We start from the raw sequence: 18,860 nt of genomic DNA, 5'->3' as shown, positions 1-18,860 counted from the left end.
GACGGCGCGTCCTTCGCCACCGACGCCAGCGGTCGCCAGGTGGATGGCAACCTTCGCGCGCTGCTGCAGTGGGGCATCGCCCCGCCCGGCGGCAAAGGCGCCGGACATGGGCTGCCGGACAGTTTCCTCTGCAACGTGCTCCTCGCCGAGCAGATCAACGTTCCCGATGTCCTCACTCGCGGGCTCGCGGGCGACCGCCACCAGTCCGCGCGCCAGCGGTTGAACGAGGCGTTGCAGGCGCTGGCGCAGGACCCGCTCTTCAAGCGGATCCTGGACGTCGCCGCGGAGCAGGTGGACAACGCGTTCACCGCCACCGGCCAGTTCAAACGAGGTCAGAGGTCGCCGTTCCGGGACGTTGCTCAGGAGATCGAGACGCTCGAGACCCAGAAGCAGGCGCTGCAGGCCAAGCTGACCGAAACCATCAGCGCCCAGCGGATGCTGGAGGCGCTCAGCGGCGAGCTCGATGAGCAGATGGCGAAGCTCGCGGACGCGGACGGTCACCTGGCCGCGGTTCGCGAGGCGTATGCCCAGGGCGCGGCGCGCGCAGCGGTGGAGGAGGAGTTGCGGCAGGCGCGATCCGCCTCCGACGCCATCCAGGCGGAGCTGAACGAGCTGGCGCAGGCGGAGCAGGCGGTGTCCGCGCTGGGCGAGCAGGTCGAGCTGGCCGAGCGCGCGCTGGCCGAGAAGAGCGCCGCCGCGGCCGCCTCGGCGCAGGCGCGCGACGAGGCGGAACAGCGCCTGCAGCGGGTGAGCAGCGAACAGGGCGTGGCGGCGCGGCGACTCGCGTTGCAGGAGCTGGAGAACGAGCGCCTGAAGGCGACGACGCGGCGCGATGAGCTCCAACGGAGCGTCGCCGCGGCGGAGACGGCGCGGCAGCGTAGCCAGGAGGAGTCCGCGGCGCGGACGCGGCTGGACGACGTGAACGCCCGGCTTGTGGCGGCGGAGAGCGCGCTGGCGGCGTGCGCCGCGGCGGATGGCGCGGCCCGCGCGGAGGTGTCGCGTCAGAGTCTGCTCGAGACGGTGGCGCGCCTGCGCGACGCGCGGGCGCGGTTCGAGGCCGCCGAGCAATCGGCCGCCCAGGCGCGGATTGACCGCGAGACGGCGAGCAAGCGCCGCGAGGAGTCGGCCGGTTTGGAGGAGCGGATCGTTGCGCTCCGGGCTCCGGCCGACGCTGTCGTGCGGCAGCTTGCGGAGCTCGAGCGCCAGGTACAGCTCGCCGAAGCGCGCCTCGACGTCGGACTCGCGGTCGAGCTGCGGCCGCTGGCTGACGTGCGCGTGCAGGTCGCGCTCGATGGCGGCGCGTCCGAAGAGGTTGCCAGCCGGGAGCCGCTGATCCGGGACGCGAAGCGGTCGGTTGCGATCCGCGTGGACGAGCTGCTCGACATCGCGATCACCGCCGGCGAGGCGACGGCGCGCGCCGAGGCGGAGCGTCTGCGCGCGCGCTGGAATGGCGAGGCGTTGCCTGTCCTCGCGGCGGCGGGGGTGTCGTCGCTCGGCGACCTGGAGGAGCGATGCCGGCAGGCCGAGGCCCTGCGGAAGCAGGTCGCCGAGCGATGCGGCGAGATCGAGGCGCTCGATCAACGGGTGGCCGAAGCGGAGCGGCGGGCGGAGGGGGTGGAAGAGTTGCGGCGGCGGGTCGGCCATCTGGAATCGGGACTCGGTGGACGCGATCGCGCGGAGCTGGAGGCGGAGCTCGGCGACCTCGGCGCCGGATGGGAGACCGAGATCGAACGCCGCAAGGCCGCCGCGGACGAGGCGTCGCGGAAGGCCGCGTGGGCGCTGCAGACCGCGCGTGACAACCTCGGCGCGTTGAACGCGGAGAAGGAGGGTTGCGGCGAGGCGCACCGGCAGGCGGCGGCGATGGCCGCCGAGGCGATGGCGCCGTTCCCGGATGGGGTGGACGCGCTCCTGGGCGATGCGCGCCGCGAGCTCGCGGAGATCGAGCCGTCGCTCACCGACCTCGCCGCTCGCATCGAGGCGATGTCGCACCAGGCGGAAGACGAGCTCGCCCAGGCGCGGCAGGAGCGGCAGGCCGCGGGCGAACGTCTCGAAGCGGCGGAAGAGGCGGTGCGCGCCGCCCGCACGGCGCGGGATGAGTTGCGGCAGGATCTTGCGCGCGCTTCGGGTAGCCTCGAGGAGCGCCGCCGCCAGGCGGAACGGCTCGATCTGCCGGCGGCGGAGGCGAAGGTCGAGGAGATCACGCGGCGGCTCGCCGCTCTGCCGGTGCCAGCGATCCCGGCCGGCGAGGCGGAGATCGAGGCGGCGGAGCAGCGCGTCCGTCAGATCAGGGCCGCGATCGAGGACACGCGCAGCCGGATATTCCAGGCGCGCGGCGCGCTCGAGCAGGTGGGCGGGAACGTCGTCCGCGAGAACCTCCAGGACGTCGAGCGCGCCCTGCAGCTCGCGCTCGACCGCCAGCGACGGATCGAGGTCGAGCTCAGGGGGTGGAGGCTGCTCCAGGACACGCTGCGGGAGGCAGAGAACAGCGACGGCGCCCATCTCGGCCGGGCGCTCGCGGGTCCGCTCGCCGAGCAGTTCGGCGCCGTGACCGGCGGGCGCTACGGCCCGATCGCGGTCGGGCAGGACCTGGATCTACCGGAACAATGCGTCGAGGCAGCCGGCGAGCTGCGCTCCTACACGCTCCTCTCCGCCGGCACGCAGGACCAGCTCGGCACCATCTTCCGCCTGTGCATCGCCGAGCAGCTCGGCACCTTCATCGTCCTCGACGACCACCTGAGCCAGTGCGACCCGGCCAAGATCGACTGGTTCCGCGACCGCTTGCTCAGCGCCGCGGAGCGCATCCAGATCGTCCTGCTGACCTGTCGGCCGGAGGACTATCTCGACGCCAACGAGTTCCCCACGGGCGATGACGTCGTACGCGACAGCGGTCTGCTCCGCGCCGTGAACCTCGGGCGCGCGATCCAGCGATACCCACTGGCGGCGGCGCGCAGGTCCGTCGGCGATCCGGCTTCGCTCAGCTCGCATCCGCGGGAGGCGGGGCGATGAAGCTCTTCATCGGCATCACCGATGGCGACTGGTACCGATTCCTCGCGGCGCGGCCGGAGTTGGACGAAGTCAACTTCTGGCAGCCCGGCGGGTCGCGGCTCTTTCGGGCGCTCGCGCCCGGCGATCCGTTCCTCTTCAAGCTGCACTATCCGGATCACTTCATCGTTGGCGGCGGCTTGTTCGAACACGCCACTCTGTGCCCGCTCGACCTGGCGTGGGAGGCGTTCGGTGAGCGCAACGGCCTGGCGACGCTCGACGACATGCGCGGTCGTCTCGCGCGATTGCGCCACGAGCCGCTCGATCGGCGCGCCAACTACGTGATCGGCTGCATCGTCCTGCGCGAGCCCTTCTTCTTCCCTCGCGACCAGTGGATTCCGGCGCCTGCCGATCTGAAGAAGAACGTCGTCCAGGGAAAGACCTATGACGCCACATCTGGCGTTGGCGCCGCGCTCTGGCGCGCTGTCCAGGAACGGGTACAGGCGAACGCTGGCCGCCTCGGCGTGCGCGAAATCGCGGGCGAGCTGTGGAGCGCGCCGCGGCTCGTGCGGCAACGTCTGGGGCAGGGCGCCTTCCGGTTGCTGGTAACCGACACGTACGAGCGCCGCTGCGCCCTCACGGGTGAGAAGGCGTTACCCGTCCTACAGGCGGCCCACATCCGGCCGGTCACTCGCGAAGGCGGCCACCGCATCGACAATGGGCTGCTGCTCCGCTCGGACATCCACACGCTGTTCGACCGCGGGTACGTCGGCGTGACGCCGGAGTATCGCATTCGTATCAGCCGCCGCCTCAAGGACGACTTCAACAACGGCGAACACTATTACGCGCTCCGCGGGCGCGAGATCTGGTTGCCCAAGACAGCCGAGGACCGGCCGAACCGCGAGTTCCTGGACTGGCACACCTCGTCGGTGTTCCTCGGCGAGTGACGACCGAAGGAGAGTGCGATGGCGCGGAAGAAGAAGACCGTCGAACCCAAGTACGAGGTCGAGCTGGTGCTCGGTCAGCGCAAGACGGGGATGATGCTGCCGAAGAACACCGGCAACTGGTTCGCGTTCCGCGTCTTCGCCGACGAGGAGGAGATCGGCGTCGTCGAGGTCGGGCGCGGCTCCATCTTCTGGAAGCCGTACCGCAACCGCCGCTACGGGACCGCGTTCCGCCGCTCCTGGGAGGACTTCGCGACGCGGATGGAGCTGCGGCTGAAGTAGCCGCCGTCGGACCGCACTGCGATGGATACCTCAGCGCCCGTGAACCAGCCCCAGCCCCCTGCCCCGGGGGCACTGAGCGTGCGCGTCGCCGCGAGCGGGCCGCTCTACTGGGCGGCGGCCGCGCATCGGGTCCTGCCGGTCGTCGAGATCACCGTCGTCAACGGGGCGGAGTCCGTGGTGCGGGATCTGACCGTCGAGCTGTCCTGCGAGCCGGGCTATCTCCATCCGGCCAGCTTCGCGCTGACGCCGATCAACCCCGGCGCGGAGGCGGCGATTCAGGGGCCGGCGTGCGCGGCCGACCTGGGGCGGCTGAAGGAGTTGATCGAAGCCGAGGTCGCGACGCTGACGGTCCGCCTGCTCTGGCGCGGCGCCGAGGTGGCGACGGCGCGCGAGCCGCTCATGGTGCTGGCGCACAACGAGTGGCACCGCGCCATCCGGCGCGACCTGATCGCCGCCTTCGTCATGCCCAATCACCCGGCCATCCGCGAGCTGGTCTCCGAGGCGAGCCAGGTGCAGCAGGAGCAGTTCGGGCGGACGGAGCTCGACGGCTACCAGTCGGGCTCGGCGGAGCGCGTGAAGGAACAGGCGGCGGCCGTCTACGGCGCCATTCAGAAGCGCGGCATCACCTACCTCGGCACGCCGGCGTCGTTCGAGGAAGGCGGCCAGAAGGTCCGATTCCCGGAGGCGCTGCGGCAGGAGAAGCAGGGCAACTGCATCGAGGTGGCGACCTGGTACGCCGCGGCGCTCGAGGCGTGCGGGCTCCGCGCCGTGCTCGTGCTGCTTCGCGGTCATGCCTTCGCCGGCTTCTGGCTGAGCAGCGACGCCGGCCTTCTCGACGCCATCGAAACCGACGCCTCGGTCGTGCGCGGTCGCGCCGGAGCCGCCGGCGGACTCGGGTCCCTGGTCCTGGTCGAGACGACCAGCGCGACGACGCGCCCGCCCGTGTCGTTCAGGGACGCCTGCAGCGCTGCGCTGGCGCAGGTCACCGACAACGCGTTCCACGAGCTGATCGACATCTCGGCGGCACGTCTGCTCGGGATCCGGCCCCTGAATGCGGTCGTGGACGACGTGGTCGCGGAGGGGCAGGGGGTCCCGGTCGATCATCCCGATCTGACCCTGCCGACGACCACCCCGCTGCGACGCGACGCCGATCCCGGCCAGCGCAGGCTGACCAGTCGCTTCGAGGCCTGGATCGACACCCTGGTCGATCTCACGCTGCGCAACGAGCTCATCGGCGGCACCATGGCCGATGACCCCAACGCCTGGGGTGGGCTGCGCCCGAAACGGGGCATCACCCTGGCGGTGCCCGACGTGGCGGCCTTCGAGAACGATCTCGCCGACGGCGTCGTCTTCCGCATCCGCGCCGATGCGCCTGCCTCCCCGCCGACCACCGATCACGAGGCGACGGTCGCATTCCGCGCCTTCCTGGCGCAGCAGCAGGAGCGCCGCGTTCTCGTCGCCGATCCCGGCGGCAAGACGGTGCCGGAGCGCGTCAAGGCGCTGTGGAAGAAGCACTGCCAGTCGATCGAGGAGAAGGGGATCTCCGCCCTGCACGTCGCCATCGGATTCCTGCGCTGGTACGAGAGCGAGTCGTCGGCGCAGGCGCGCTACGCACCGTTGTTGATGGTCCCCGCCCACCTCGAACGGATCTCGGTCGGCGGCGACTTCACCCTGCGGATGGCCGATGCGGAAGCGGTGCTGAACACCGCGCTGGTGCAGAAGCTGCGGCGCGACTTCGACATCGACCTGTCCGGCCTGGCGGCGGATCTGCCCGAGGACGACTGCGGCATCGACGTGCCCGCGGTCTTCGCGATGATCTCGGACGCGGTCGTGCGCCGGCGTCGCTTCGAGGTCGTGCCGATCGCGACGCTCGGGATGTTCGACTACCGCAAGCAGGTCATGGCGAAGGATCTGCAGACGATCTTCGCCTCCGGTCATGCGTCGCCGAACGACTTTCTCGCCCGCCTGGAGCCGAAGCTCGGGGGCGAGCGCATCGAGCGCTACGGCAATGGCGGCGACGAGGTCGTGTTCCCCGAGCCGCGTCGGCTCGACGAGCTGGTGCGCGCCGCCGATCTGCCGCTCGTCGTCGATTGCGATTCCAGCCAGCTCTCGGCGGTGCAGGCGGCGCTGGCGGGGAAGTCGTTCGTGCTGCAGGGGCCGCCGGGCACCGGCAAATCGCAGACCATCACCAACATGATCGCCTGCCTCCTCGCGGCCGGGCGTCGCGTGCTGTTCGTGGCCGAGAAGCGCGCCGCGCTCTCGGTGGTGGCCCATCGCCTCGCCCGCGCCGGACTCGGCTCCGCGTGCCTGGAGCTGCACAGCGAGAAGGCCGATCCCGGCGTGGTGTCGGCGACCCTGGTCAACGCCCTCGACGGCGATCGACACCTCCCCGGCGACGACGACTTCGACCGCGTCGCGCAGCGCGTCGAGGAGACGCGCACGCGCCTGAACGCGTTCGTGCAGCGGCTGCACGAGCCGACGCCGCTGGGGCTCTCCTTCTTCCGGGCCTCGGCGCGGCGGCACGCGCTACGCGACGTCGCGGCGCCGGCGGTCGAGCACGACGATCTCCTCGAGACGACGCGCGCCGTGTTCGAGGAGCGCCTGCGGGCGCTCGGATCGCTGGAGGCGGCCATCCGCGATTGCGGCGGATGGCGCGAGCACCCGCTGCGCGCCGTCCGCCTCGCGACCTGGACCGAACGGCGCCAGGAGGCGGCGGCGGCGGCGCTGGCCGCGCTGGCCCGTGATGCGCACGCTGCGTCCGCCGCGCTCGACGGCGCGGTGGCGGCCATCGGCATCGCCTCCGACGATGCGCACGCGATGCCCGATGCCGTGCTCGCGCTGCTCGAGATCCTGGCGCAGGCGCCGCCCGCCTGGGTCCGGGAGCTGAGCGGACGGGCGGACCGCGCCGACTATCTGACCGCGCTGGCCGAGCTCGGCGCCGTCGCCGCGCGTCACGCCGCGGCGCGCGATGCCCTCGCGGAGCGCTGGAATGCTGGGTTCTTCGCCCTCGACGCCGCCGCCCTGGCCGCCCAGATCCGCGCCGCGCAGGGGCGGTGGGCGCTGGCGCGCTGGCTGGCGCTGCGCGGATCGCGCGCCACGTTGCGCGGCGTCGTGAAGGGCCGGCTGGGCGCGCCCGCTTCGCTGCTGGCGGATCTGGATCTCGCCATTGCGGTGCGCCGCGATGCCGCGACGCTCGACGAAGCGTCTGCGGCGGTTGCGCAGTTGATGGGACCCGCGTTCGCCGGGGCCCGGACCCCGGCCGAGACGTTCGCGCGCGCCGAGATGGTGGCGCGCTGGGATGCCGCGATGGAGCGGCTCGCCGGCGCGGCGCGAGCCGATGCTGCCGCCAGGCCGGCGATGCCCGCGCTGTCCGCCGCCGACGCATCCTCGCACGTCGCAGCCGTCGGGGACGCGCTGGCCAGGGTGCGGAGCGCTGCGGACCACGCTGCCGAGGTCCTGGCGGTCGATCGCGTCGAAGCGTTCGGCGCGACGGACCCGGTTGGCCGACTGCGCGACACCGCGGCGTTCGCGACCGCCGCCGCGGCAGCGCTGCCGCGCCTGCGTGACAAGACGGCGTCCGAGGCGGCGGCGACAGAAGCGGAGAAGATCGGACTGCGGGCGTTCGTGAACGAGCTGCGCGAGGGCCGAGCCCCGGAAACGGACATCGCGCGCGCCTACGAAGCTGGATTCCTCAAGGCGTGGGTCGCCGAGATGACCGAAGTGCATCCGATCCTCGGGCAGTTCCGCGGTCGGGAGCACGACCGCGTGGTGGAGGCGTTCCGCCATGCCGACCGCGAGCTCTTCGCGGCCGGGCAGGGACGCGCTCGTCGCCAGGTGCTGCAGCGCCGGCCTGCGCCGACCGCTGCCGTGCATGCGCAGAGCGAGGTGGGCATCCTGCGCCGCGAAGCGGCGCGGCGCCGCCGCAGGATGCCGGTGCGCCGTCTCCTGGCCGAGCTGCCGACGCTGGTGCCGCGACTCACGCCCTGCATGCTCATGAGTCCGCTGGCGGTGGCGCACTTCCTGCCCGTCGAGTGCGAGAAGTTCGACGCCGTGATCTTCGACGAGGCGTCGCAGGTGCGCACGGCGGATGCGGTCGGCGCGCTCTGGCGCGGCCGCCAGGTGATCGTCGTCGGCGACCCACAGCAGATGCCGCCGACCGACTTCTTCACCGGCGGCGACGGCGGCGACGAGCCCGTCGCCGACGGCGTGCCGCAGGATGCGGAGAGCGTGCTCGACGAAGCGTTCGTGTCCGGCGTGCCGCGGCTGATGCTCGCCTGGCACTACCGCAGCCGCGACGAGCGACTGATCGCGTTCTCCAACCGCAACTACTACGGCAACGGGCTGGTGACGTTTCCCGCCGCCGATCCCGAGGCGGAGGGCTGCGGCGTCGAGCTCGTGCGCGTGCCGGGCGTCTTCGATCGCGGCGCCTCGCGGCGCAACGAGGTCGAGGCACGCCGGGTGGTCGATCTGATCGTCGAACGCCTGCGCGATCCGGAGCGTCGTCAGCGCTCGATCGGCGTGGTGACGTTCAACATCCAGCAGCAGGACCTCATCGAGACGCTGTTGGAGGAGCAGCGCCTCGCGCATCCCGAGATCGAGCCGTACTTCAGCGCCGCCGCGCCGGAGCCGGTGTTCGTCAAGAACCTCGAGAATGTCCAGGGCGACGAGCGCGACGTGATGATCTTCTCGACCACCTTCGGCAAGGACGCGACGGGGCGCATGACCCTCAACTTCGGCCCCATGAATCGCCAGGGCGGCGAGCGCCGGCTCAACGTGGCGGTGACCCGCGCCCGCGAGCGCCTGATCGTCGTGTCGTCGATGGATCCGGAAGAGATCGACCTGTCGCGCACGGGCTCGCTCGGCGTGCGCCATCTGCGCGAGTTTCTCGCCTACGCCCGCGACGGCGTGCGGGCGCTGCAGGCCGCGGTCTCGGTCGATGCGCTCGCCGACTGCGAATCGCCGTTCGAGGAGGACGTGCTGTCGGTGTGCGAGAGCCTCGGCTGGCGCATGGATCGGCAGGTGGGGTGCTCCGGCTACCGGATCGATCTCGCGGCGCGGGATCCCGCGCTGCCCGGCCGGCACGTGCTCGGAATCGAATGCGACGGCGCCACGTATCATTCGGCGGCGACGGCCCGCGACCGCGACCGCCTGCGCCAGGCCGTGCTGGAGAACCTGGGGTGGACGCTGCACCGCATCTGGTCCACCGATTGGCGCCTGGCGCGCGATGCCGAGATCGCGCGCCTGCGGCAGGCGTACGACGCGGCGGTCGCGCGTTCCCGGCGTCCCGCCGGCCGCGGCGCGAACGGCGAGTTGAAGCCACCGGAGATCGTCGCGGAGACGGCCGCCCCGGTCGCCACGGCGTCCGCCCCGCCGCGCGTCGAAGCCGCCGCGCCGCTGCGGACGGTGGGCGAGCCGATCGACCCGGCACTGGTCACGCACCAGATGCGCCGCGAGGCCATCGTCGCCGTGTTGCACGCGTCCGGCGCCATGCCCCTCGACGCGCTCATCAAAGCCGCCGCGGTGCACGTCGGCCACCAGCGGGTCGGCTCCCGAATCCGCGGCGCCTTCGAGATGGCGCTGCAGCACCTGCTGGAAGACGGCGCGCTGCGCCAGCTCGGCGACCGCATCGCCCTCGGTGACTGATCGGGCGCGGCGGTCGCGGCGATCGATTGGCGGATGAGTCTCCTTGGAGGATCAGCAATGAGCGTTGTCACGTCCTTTCACTCGACGAGCGATCGCAACGCGCACGACGAGTTCGTGCGCTGGTGCGAGACCAACCAGAAGGGCTTCTTCGTCAATTTCCGCAGCCCGAATGCCGCGATGCTCCACCGGGTCGGCTGTCCCCACATCGCGAACTGGCGCCGACCTGATCACGGCGACCTCGCGAGAACCGAGAAGGTGTGTGGGACCGACGAGGAAGCAGTGCGCCGACAGGTCGGCCCCAGGCTCGCGAAGCCGTTGGCCAGGTGCAGGACATGCTTCTGAGCGCCGGCGCGCCCTGGAGGCGGAATAGCTGCGACTGCGAACAGGCATGTCGGCGCCATCACGAATGAGGATCTGGCTTCCAGGGACTATGGGTCACAATGCGGGGGTTCTGAGACTTGGAGATTTGTCTGGAAGTACCGGAATTAACCCGGTATTTTCCGGCAAAACATCAAGTTCATGGAAAGCAGGGCGTTTCTGAGTACCCATCCCGTGTTCACGCTCGCTGAGGCGGTCGCGAGTATGACGCCCGGGAACCGCAAAGGAGCCCTGGACCGCCTCCAGTACTTTGCTCGACGCGGCCTGGTGAAGAAGGTGGCGCACGGCGTCTATGCCGCCGTGCCCCCGGGAGTGGCATCCGCGGGGTTCACCGCCGACCGCTATCTCGTCGCCGCCAGTCTGCGCGACGATGCGGTCTTCGCGTACCATGCCGCGCTCGAGCTGCTCGGAGCGGCGCACTCCGACTGGAATGAGTGCACCGTGCTGACGCGCCGGCGGCGACCGCCAGCGGTGGTGGGAGGCGTGACTCTCCGCTTCGTGCCCTATCCGACCATGCTCGTGCGGCAGCGCGGCGAGGATCTCGGAGTGCGCGAGGTCGATCGGCTCGGTCGTCGGTTGCGGGTCACGGGACCGGAGCGCACGCTCGTCGATGGCTTCTGGCAGCCAAACCTCGTCGGCGGCCTCGGCGAGCTCATCGACTCCGCGTCCGGGTTCGGCGTGCTCGACCTGGACCTCCTGCGTGACGTCCTGACGACATACGGCCGCAAGGCGCTGTGGGCGGCGGTGGGATGGTTTCTCGAGCGCTATCACCGCACGTTCTTCGTCCAGCCGGAGTACCTGAGCGAGCTGGAGCGGCACCGTCCCAAGTCGCCGCACTATCTCGATACCGAACGAGGTCACGGGCGCCTCGTGGCGCGCTGGAACCTGGTCGTGCCGGAGGCGTTGGTCGCCGGCGCGGAGCCCGATGAACCCTAGCCGGGAGCGCGTCCAGCAACTCGCCGCCACCAGCGGGTTCGCGGCCGAGACGCTCGAGAAGGTCGTGCGACTCGGAACCTTCGCGGCCGACGTCGGGCGTCATCCGCTGCTCTCGCGTGTCCTCGTGCTGAAGGGCGGCACGGCACTGAATCTCTGCTTCGGACCACCGCGCCGTCTGTCGGTCGATCTGGATTTCAACTATGTCGGCGCGGTCGAGCGCGACGCGATGCTGGCGGAACGTCCCGAGGTGGAGCGCGCGGTGCGCGCCATCGCGGCGGCCCAGGGGTATCGCGTCCAGGAGTCGAAACCGGAACACGCCGGCGGCAAGCTGCACCTCCGGTACACGTCGAGCGCGGGAACGCCCGATCGGATCGAGGTCGATCTCAATTTCCTCATGCGCGTATCGCTCTCTCCTCCGACGCGGCGCTCGCTCTGGCAGCCCGAAGGGGACGAGCAGCCATCGGTCGCGATCGCTTCTCTGGAAGAGCTGGCAGTCGGCAAGCTGTGCGCGCTGATGGCGCGGGCCTTGCCGCGCGATCTGTTCGATGCGCTGCGGCTGCCGACCCTACTCGGCGATGACTGGCACGGGCGCCGCTTCCGGAGGCTGTTCGTCGCCATGGCGGGGATGCTGGATCACCCGCTGCATCGCTATGGGAGAGAACGACTGGAGCGTGTGACCGCCGCGATGGTGCAGGAGCAGCTCGCGCCCATGCTCAACCGGGACGAGCACATCTCGGCGACGGAGCTGCGGGAGCGCTGCTGGGACGTCATCGCACCGCTGCTGACACTCGAGGCCGAAGAGCGCGAATTCACCGACCGCATCCAGCGAGGCGAGCTGCGCCCGGAGTTGATCTTTCCGGACGATCCGGAGACGGCCGACCGGCTGCGCTCGCATCCGGTACTGGTGTGGAAAGCGGACAACGCCCGTCGCTGGAACGAGAGACGCTGATGCCGCTGAATCCGATCCTCTACACCGAGAAGGTGGTCGGCGACTTCCTTCGCTACCAGTTGACCACCTACGCCTTCGCCGATCCGGACCTCTACCGGCAACTGCGCGACCTGCTCTCGCTGGAGCGGACGCGCGCGACGCCGCTCCTCAAGGGGCCGTACGTCAGTCTCTCGCGGGCGTTCCGCACCGGCGCGGCGGTGCGCGACCTCGTGGCCGACGGCGTGCTGCACCCCTTCATGCCGAACCTGATCCCCTTCCCACACCTGTATGGGCACCAGGAGCGGGCGATCCGCGCCATCGCCAGCGGGCGCACGACGCTGATCTCGACCGGTACCGGGTCCGGCAAGACGGAGTGCTTTCTCTATCCGACGATCAGTCGCTGCCTGCAACTGCGCGATGAGGGCGCCGCCGCGGGTATCGTGGCCGTGTTCGTCTATCCGATGAACGCGCTCGCCGAGGACCAGCTCGGCCGTCTGCGCGAACTGCTGGCCGGCACCGGCATCCCGTTCGGCATGTACGTCGGCAAGACGCCCCGTCGCGCCGCTGACGTGACCGGCGAGCGCCTGCGTCCGGGAGCCTCGCAGGCCGACTACGTCGCGACGCTCGCACGCGCCCGCGCCGAGGGGCGAACCACGGCGGTGCATCCCAGCGAGGAGCGCTGCTCGCGCGAGGAGATGCAGAAGCAGCCGCCGCGCATCCTGCTGACCAACGTCAAGCAGCTCGAGCTGCTGCTGACCCGCGGCGCCGACATCGAGATGTTCGACGACGCCAGGCTCGAGCTCCTGGTGTTCGACGAGGCGCACACCCACGCCGGCGCCGCCGGCGCCGAGACGGCCTGTCTGATCCGCCGTCTGCGCACCTTCTGCGGGCGCAGCGCTGCCGACACGGTCTGCATCGGCACCTCGGCCACGCTCGTCGATGCCGACCGCGGCGTCGAGGCGGGACGCGACTTCGCCGCGCGCTTCTTCGGCGTGCCCGCCGATGCGGTGGTCCTGGTCGGCGAGGAGTACCAGCGCGACGACTGGGCTGCGCGGCGTCGCCTGCCAACGCCGCCGCAGGGGAACGTCGCGGACCATCTGCAGGCGATCCTGTCCGCCGTGGACGGCGAGGGCGGCTCCGGGTTCCGGCTCTCCGCTGCCTACGAGCGGTTGACGGGTGAATCCCTGCCGGGCGGTCCCGACGAGTCGGTTCCTGAGCGGCTGTACGATCAGCTCACCGCGAACGAGCTCTGCTATCTGCTGGCGGAGAGCCTGCAGCGGCCTCGCGACCTCGACGCGCTCGTCGGCGAGCTGTCGCGGGCGGCGGGTCGTCCATTTGCCGAAGAAGAGCTTCTCGCCTGGCTGGCGCTCGGGGCCGCATCCCGCCGGGATGGGCGTCCGCTCCTGCGTCCGGTGCTGCACGCGTTCGTCAGCGGCGTCGCCGGCGCGGTGGTCACGTTTCCACCCGAAGCGCCGAGTCCGCGGCTGTGGTTGTCCGCCGAAGCGGAAGCCGCCGCCGAGGAAGCGGAAGCCGCCGCCGAGGAAGCGGAGGACGACGGCGCGGAAGCGCGACTCTTCCGCTTCCCCGTCACCACCTGCGGCGCATGCGGACAACACTACTTCGTTCACCACGCCGCGGATCTGCGCGTGACTCCCAAGGGACTCGAGGGCGGCGAGGCGATCGAGGACCGCACCGTGTGGAAGGCGCTCGACGCGACGTTGGACGGCGCCAGCCGGGTGGTGCTGGTCGATGCGCTGGTGACGGACGAGGAAGATCCGCCGGCGCGCGCGCACGATGCGTGGGTCTGCCGTTTCTGCGGCGCCATACACGCTGCCGATCGGCCGCGCTGCGACGGCTGCGGGCGCGAGAAGGCGCTGGTTCACCTGCTCGCCGTCGAGCACCATCCCGATCACGGCGGATATCTGACGAGCTGCCTGGCGTGTGGACAGACCGGCAGACCGGCAGGCGGTGGGTATCGGGAACCCGCTCGCCCGGTCCGAGCGGTCACCGTGGCCGACGTGCATGTGCTGGCGCAGAACATGATCCAGCACGCCGAACGCCGGCGGCTGCTGATCTTCGCCGACAACCGCCAGGATGCCGCCTTCCAGGCCGGGTGGATGGCGGATCACGCCCGGCGTTTCCGGCTGCGCGCCCTCATGGCGGAGCGCATCGGGCGCGGCCCGGTGTCGATCGGCGATCTGGTCGCCGATCTGGATCGCACGTTGGATGCCGACGATCAGACGTCGAGGGGCTTGATCCCCGAGGTGTGGGCCGTGGCGCGCAAGGAGGCCGTCGGCCTCGAGCACGCGCGCGAGCGCCGTCGGTTCCTGCGCATCGCCGTGCTGCGCGAGCTCGCCACCGCACCGCGGCAGCGCCTCGGTCTCGAGCCGTGGGGACGCATCCGTATCGACTACGTCGGCCTCGACGCGGAGCTGCCGTTCGTACGCGATTGGGCCTCGCGCCTCGACCTCGACCCACAACGCCTGGCGGATGGAATCGGCGCCGTCCTCGATCAGCAGCGGCGGTCGCTGCTGGTACTGCTCGATCGCGAGCAACGCGTGTTCTCGCACCTCTGGATAGACGGCATGCCGGAGATCCAGAACGGGTACCTGCCGCTGCTGCGCGCCGTGCCCAAGGGGCTGAAACTGCGCCGCGGACCGACGGACGATCCGACCCGGGTGAGCGCCTGGATCGGGCCGAGGGGCACGCTCGTGGCCCGGGCGGTCCGCGAGTTCGGCGTGCCCGCCGCCGACGTCGAGCGCTTTCTCGAAGAGCTGTGGAACGCGCTCACGACCGTTGGGATCCTGGCGCCGGTCTCTCTGCAGGGAGCGCAAGGGAAGGTCCTGCCGCACTGCTCGGGAACGCATCAGATCGACGGCGATCGACTGCTGATCGCGCCGCACGGCGGTCGCTGGCGCTGCCGGCGCTGCCGGCGGACCGCGGTGCGGCCGACGCCGCACGAGCGCTGCCTCGCCTGGGGTTGCGGCGGCACGCTCGAGCCGGAGAAGGACGACCCCGACAACTACGATCTGCAGGTCCTCGCCGAGCGCTTCGCGCTCCTCCTGCCCGCCGAGCACACGGCGCAGGTGCCGACCGCTCGGCGCGAGGAGCTCGAACGCCTGTTCAAGGGCGACGGCGAGGCCATCAACACCCTGGTGTGCACGCCGACCCTGGAGATGGGCGTGGACATCGGCGGCCTGGATACCGTGCTGCTGCGCAACGTGCCGCCGCTGCCGGCCAACTACTGGCAGCGCGTCGGCCGGGCCGGCCGGCGGCATCGCCTGGCGGTGAACCTCACCTACGCGCGCCCGGCGAGTCACGATCGGGCCTACTTCGCCGAGCCGATGAAGCTGCTCGGCGGGCGTGTCGATCCGCCGCGCTTCAATCTCAAGAACGAGGTGATGCTGGCCAAGCACGTGCACGCGGCGGTGATCACGCGCCTGCACCAGTTGTCCCGCGAGAGCTCGCCGCTTGCCGAAGCGGAGCGGGGCCGCATCGGCGCGGCGCTCGAACGCGTGTTGCCGCTGTGGGTGCGCGAGTATCTCTTCGACGCCAACGAGCTGGTGCGCACGACGCCCTTCGACGTGTCGCCGCTCGATGCCGTGGTGCGGCAGCATGCGGACGACCTGTTGCGCGAGACGCAGCGCATCTTCCGGGACACCTGGCCGGCCGACGACGTCGAGGCGGTCGAGCCGGAGCGTCTGCGGCAGATCATCCTCGAGATGGCGCCGGCGCTGGAGCGGGTCATCCGCACCATCCGCCGGCGCCTCGACTGGTGCATGGATCAGATGGCGAAGCTCGACGAGCGGCGCCGGCTGCGCGGCACGCTCGACGGCGACGAGGACGCGCTGTACCGCCGCTGCGACCAGATGGTGAAGCGGCTGAAGGGCGTCGGGCAGAGGCGCCGTGCCGAGGCCGAGGGATTCGACGACCGCTATACGTATGGGGTCCTGGCCGCCGAGGGGTTCCTCCCCGGCTACGGACTCGATACCGGCTCCGTGCGCGGGATGGCGCTGGTGCCGGCGAGCGTCGGTGCCGAGGGCGACTACCCGCTGCCGCGGCCGTCGGCGGTCGCGTTGCGCGAGTACATTCCCGGCAACCTCGTCTACGCCAACGGCCGCCGCTTCGTGCCGCGGCAGTTCCATCTGCTGACGAGCGAGCCGCTCGAATTTCATCTCGATCTGGCGCACGAGGCGGTCGCCGAGGTGGGAGTGGCGCGCGACGGCGTCGCGGCGATCGGCGGGCCAAGCCTGCATGCGGTCGAGATCTGCGATGTCGATCTCGCGCACGTCTCGCACATCAACGACGAGGAGCAGTATCGGTTCCAGCTCGCGGTCGCCGTCTACGGGTACGAGCAGGGCCGACACAGCGCGGGTCGGATGTACCGCTGGGGCGAACGCCAGTTGGCTTTCCGCCGCAACGTCTACATGCGGCTCGTCAACATCGGGCCGGCCCAGCTCGTCGGCCGGCAGCAGCTCGGGTACCCGACGTCGCTGGTCAGCGGCCAGTCGCGCTCGCCGTTTGCCTCCCAGGCGGAGCTGAAGCACTTCACCCAGCGCGAGCAGGAGCGCTACGGGAAGCCGCCGCCGTCCGTCGGCTTCTACGCCGACGTCGTCGCCGACGCCCTCAGTCTCGAGGGCTGTGCCGATCGGAGCGAAGCCTACACGGTGCTCGAGGCGCTGCGCGTCGGCATGACCCGGGTGCTCGAGATGGAGCGCGAGGACCTGCAGGTCCTGGTCATCGGCCGGGTCGGCGAGGACGCGGTCGATGGCCTGCTCTACGATCCCATGCCCGGCGGTTCCGGTCTGCTGGAGCAGGCCTGCGCCCGCTGGGGCGAGGTCGTGGCCGCCGCGGTCGCGGTGCTGGAGGGGTGTCCCTCGCTGTGCGAGCGATCGTGCATCGACTGCCTGCAGACCTTCCGCAACGCCTTCTTCCACCGCCACCTGAATCGGCACGTCGCCGCGCAGCTCATCGGCGAGTGGGGAAGCGCGCTCGAGCTCGCGCACGTCATCCCCGCCCGGCTGCCTGCTTCGGCGCCGAAGCACGCCGAGATTCCGGTGAACGCGGCCGAGCGCCGGCTGCGCGATCTGCTCAACCGTGCCCATCTGCCCGAGGGGGAATGGCAGCATCCGATCGACCTCGGTCTGCCGCTTGGGAGCACGCGCCCCGACGTGTTCTTCCCTGGCGAGGACGAGCTCGAGCGTGGGATCTGTGTGTACCTCGACGGGCTGAGCGAGCACATCCACGGCAATCCGCGCACGAAGGCCAGGGACGAGGCGATCCGCACGACGTTGCGGGGCCGGCGCTACGAGGTGGTCGAGATCGCGGCCACCGACCTCTATGACCGCGATCAGATGATCTACCACGTGGCGCGCATCGCCAGGATGGTCGAGGGCAGGGATCGGGCACGCGCGGTTCGCGACGACGCGTCCTGGTACGTTGATGACCAGCCACCGGCGTTCGGTTCGGAGGATGCCGCCAGTCCTCGAGTCGCGGAGCCCGCCGGCGAGTATCATGCGGCGCCGCTCATTCTGTTGCCGCAACGTTGCGACATCGGCCCGCTGCTCGGCGCGCTCGCCGGTGGTCGGGCACTCGACTCGTCGTGGGACCGGCTCGTCCTGCAGGTGCCCGGAGACGCCTTCCTGCCGATGCCGTCCCTGGCGTTCCTCTGCACCTGGGGGCGCTGGCATGTCTCCCAGCAACATCGCCTGGAGCTGCGTGGCCCGGACCAGGCGCTCGGCTATCCGGCGCGCATGGATCTGCTCCGGCACCTCGGCATCACCTTCCCGGATGGCCATCGTCTGCCGGAGGCGGGTCGATTCATCCCGTTGAAGCTGATTGCCGACGGCGATGCCGTGTACGAAGCCGTGAACGCCATCTGCGATCTGATCGTGCACCAGTTCGACAACGCCCGTGCATTCGTTCCCGCGGTCGAGTGGGCAGCGAACGAGATCATCGACAACATCCTCATCCACGCCGAGAGCCCGGCCGAGGGCGCAGTCTGCGCGCAGTACTTCCCGCAGATGCACCGGCTGGAGTTCGCGATCTGCGACGTCGGGCGCGGCATCAAGGCGTCGCTCGGGGCGGCCCATCCGGTGGCGACACACGCCGAGGCGATCCGGACCGCGCTGCAGCGCGGCGTCACCCGCGACCAGAACGTCGGCCAGGGAAACGGCATGGCCGGCGCGCTCGAGATCGTGCGCCAGAACGGCGGCGAGATGCGTATCTGGAGCGGCGACGCGCTCTACCGCTTCGCCGCCGGCGTCGAGCAGGAGATCGCCGCGATTCCGCCGTCACCCGGGACCGGCGTCGCGTTCTCGCTCGACACCCAGCGTCCCGTCGATCTCTCGCAGACCTGGATCGCGCGCGGCGCCGAATGGTCCTTCCTCAACGCCGAGGCCGAACGCGTCGCCGACCAGGGCATCCGCATCGCCGCCCAGTGCAGCAACACCGGCACCCGTCCGCCCGCCGAGCGCCTGCGCCGCAAGATCCTCGCCCTGCTTCCCGATCTCGACGGCCCGCTACTGCTCGACTTCGCCGGCGTCCGCAGCGCCTCCAGCAGCTTCCTCGACGAGCTCCTCGGGAGGCTCGCCGCCCAGCTCGGCCGCGAGGACTTCCGGCAGCGCGTGCGCGTGATCGGCATGGAACCGCTGGTCAAGCAGATGGCCGACGTGGTTGTAGGTCAGCGGATGTCGGAGAATGCCTGAGGGCTACGCCGCGGCGTCCGCGTTCCGAGGCGCTCGATGAGCAGGTGAGGTGCTCAGCCG

General features: G+C 70.9%; 7 protein-coding genes. All 7 read left to right on the top strand.

Annotation, left to right across the window (positions count from 1 at the left end; genetic code table 11):
• Positions 1-3,002: 3,002 nt before the first annotated feature.
• The 7 genes from KF840_02660 (at position 3,003) to KF840_02630 (ending at position 18,800) form a co-directional block, all read left to right on the top strand.
• Positions 3,003-3,929, top strand: coding sequence for an HNH endonuclease (locus tag KF840_02660; protein ID MBX3023790.1), 927 nt, complete (start codon positions 3,003-3,005; stop codon positions 3,927-3,929).
• 18 nt (positions 3,930-3,947) lie between these two features.
• The gene (locus tag KF840_02655; protein MBX3023789.1) at positions 3,948-4,208 is read left to right on the top strand and encodes a hypothetical protein; all 261 of its coding nucleotides are present in this window, start codon (positions 3,948-3,950) and stop codon (positions 4,206-4,208) included.
• Positions 4,209-4,247: 39 nt separating this feature from the next.
• Complete coding sequence (locus tag KF840_02650) at positions 4,248-9,851, top strand: DUF4011 domain-containing protein (GenBank protein MBX3023788.1); 5,604 nt, start codon at positions 4,248-4,250, stop codon at positions 9,849-9,851.
• A 57-nt stretch (positions 9,852-9,908) separates the two neighbouring features.
• Positions 9,909-10,193 (top strand): hypothetical protein, encoded by a 285-nt coding sequence (locus tag KF840_02645; GenBank protein MBX3023787.1) that lies wholly within the window; start codon positions 9,909-9,911, stop codon positions 10,191-10,193.
• 240 nt (positions 10,194-10,433) lie between these two features.
• Positions 10,434-11,165, top strand: coding sequence for a hypothetical protein (locus KF840_02640; GenBank protein MBX3023786.1), 732 nt, complete (start codon positions 10,434-10,436; stop codon positions 11,163-11,165).
• The gene (locus KF840_02635) at positions 11,155-12,114 is read left to right on the top strand and encodes a nucleotidyl transferase AbiEii/AbiGii toxin family protein (protein MBX3023785.1); all 960 of its coding nucleotides are present in this window, start codon (positions 11,155-11,157) and stop codon (positions 12,112-12,114) included. Before KF840_02640 ends, KF840_02635 begins: the two co-directional genes overlap by 11 nt.
• Positions 12,114-18,800: a DEAD/DEAH box helicase gene (locus tag KF840_02630; GenBank protein ID MBX3023784.1), complete on the top strand. Its 6,687-nt coding sequence runs from the start codon at positions 12,114-12,116 to the stop codon at positions 18,798-18,800. Before KF840_02635 ends, KF840_02630 begins: the two co-directional genes overlap by 1 nt.
• The last annotated feature ends 60 nt before the right edge of the window (positions 18,801-18,860 follow it).

Source organism: bacterium (assembly GCA_019637795.1).
Taxonomy (GTDB): Bacteria; Desulfobacterota; Binatia; order HRBIN30; family CADEER01; genus JAHBUY01.
This window is presented reverse-complemented; position numbering and strand designations above follow the sequence as displayed.

Coding starts and splice junctions, on each gene's coding strand:
- KF840_02660 (MBX3023790.1), top strand. CDS start 3,003: ATGAAGCTCTTCATCGGCATCACCGATGGCGACTGGTACCGATTCCTC.
- KF840_02655 (MBX3023789.1), top strand. CDS start 3,948: ATGGCGCGGAAGAAGAAGACCGTCGAACCCAAGTACGAGGTCGAGCTG.
- KF840_02645 (MBX3023787.1), top strand. CDS start 9,909: ATGAGCGTTGTCACGTCCTTTCACTCGACGAGCGATCGCAACGCGCAC.
- KF840_02640 (MBX3023786.1), top strand. CDS start 10,434: ATGACGCCCGGGAACCGCAAAGGAGCCCTGGACCGCCTCCAGTACTTT.
- KF840_02635 (MBX3023785.1), top strand. CDS start 11,155: ATGAACCCTAGCCGGGAGCGCGTCCAGCAACTCGCCGCCACCAGCGGG.
- KF840_02630 (MBX3023784.1), top strand. CDS start 12,114: ATGCCGCTGAATCCGATCCTCTACACCGAGAAGGTGGTCGGCGACTTC.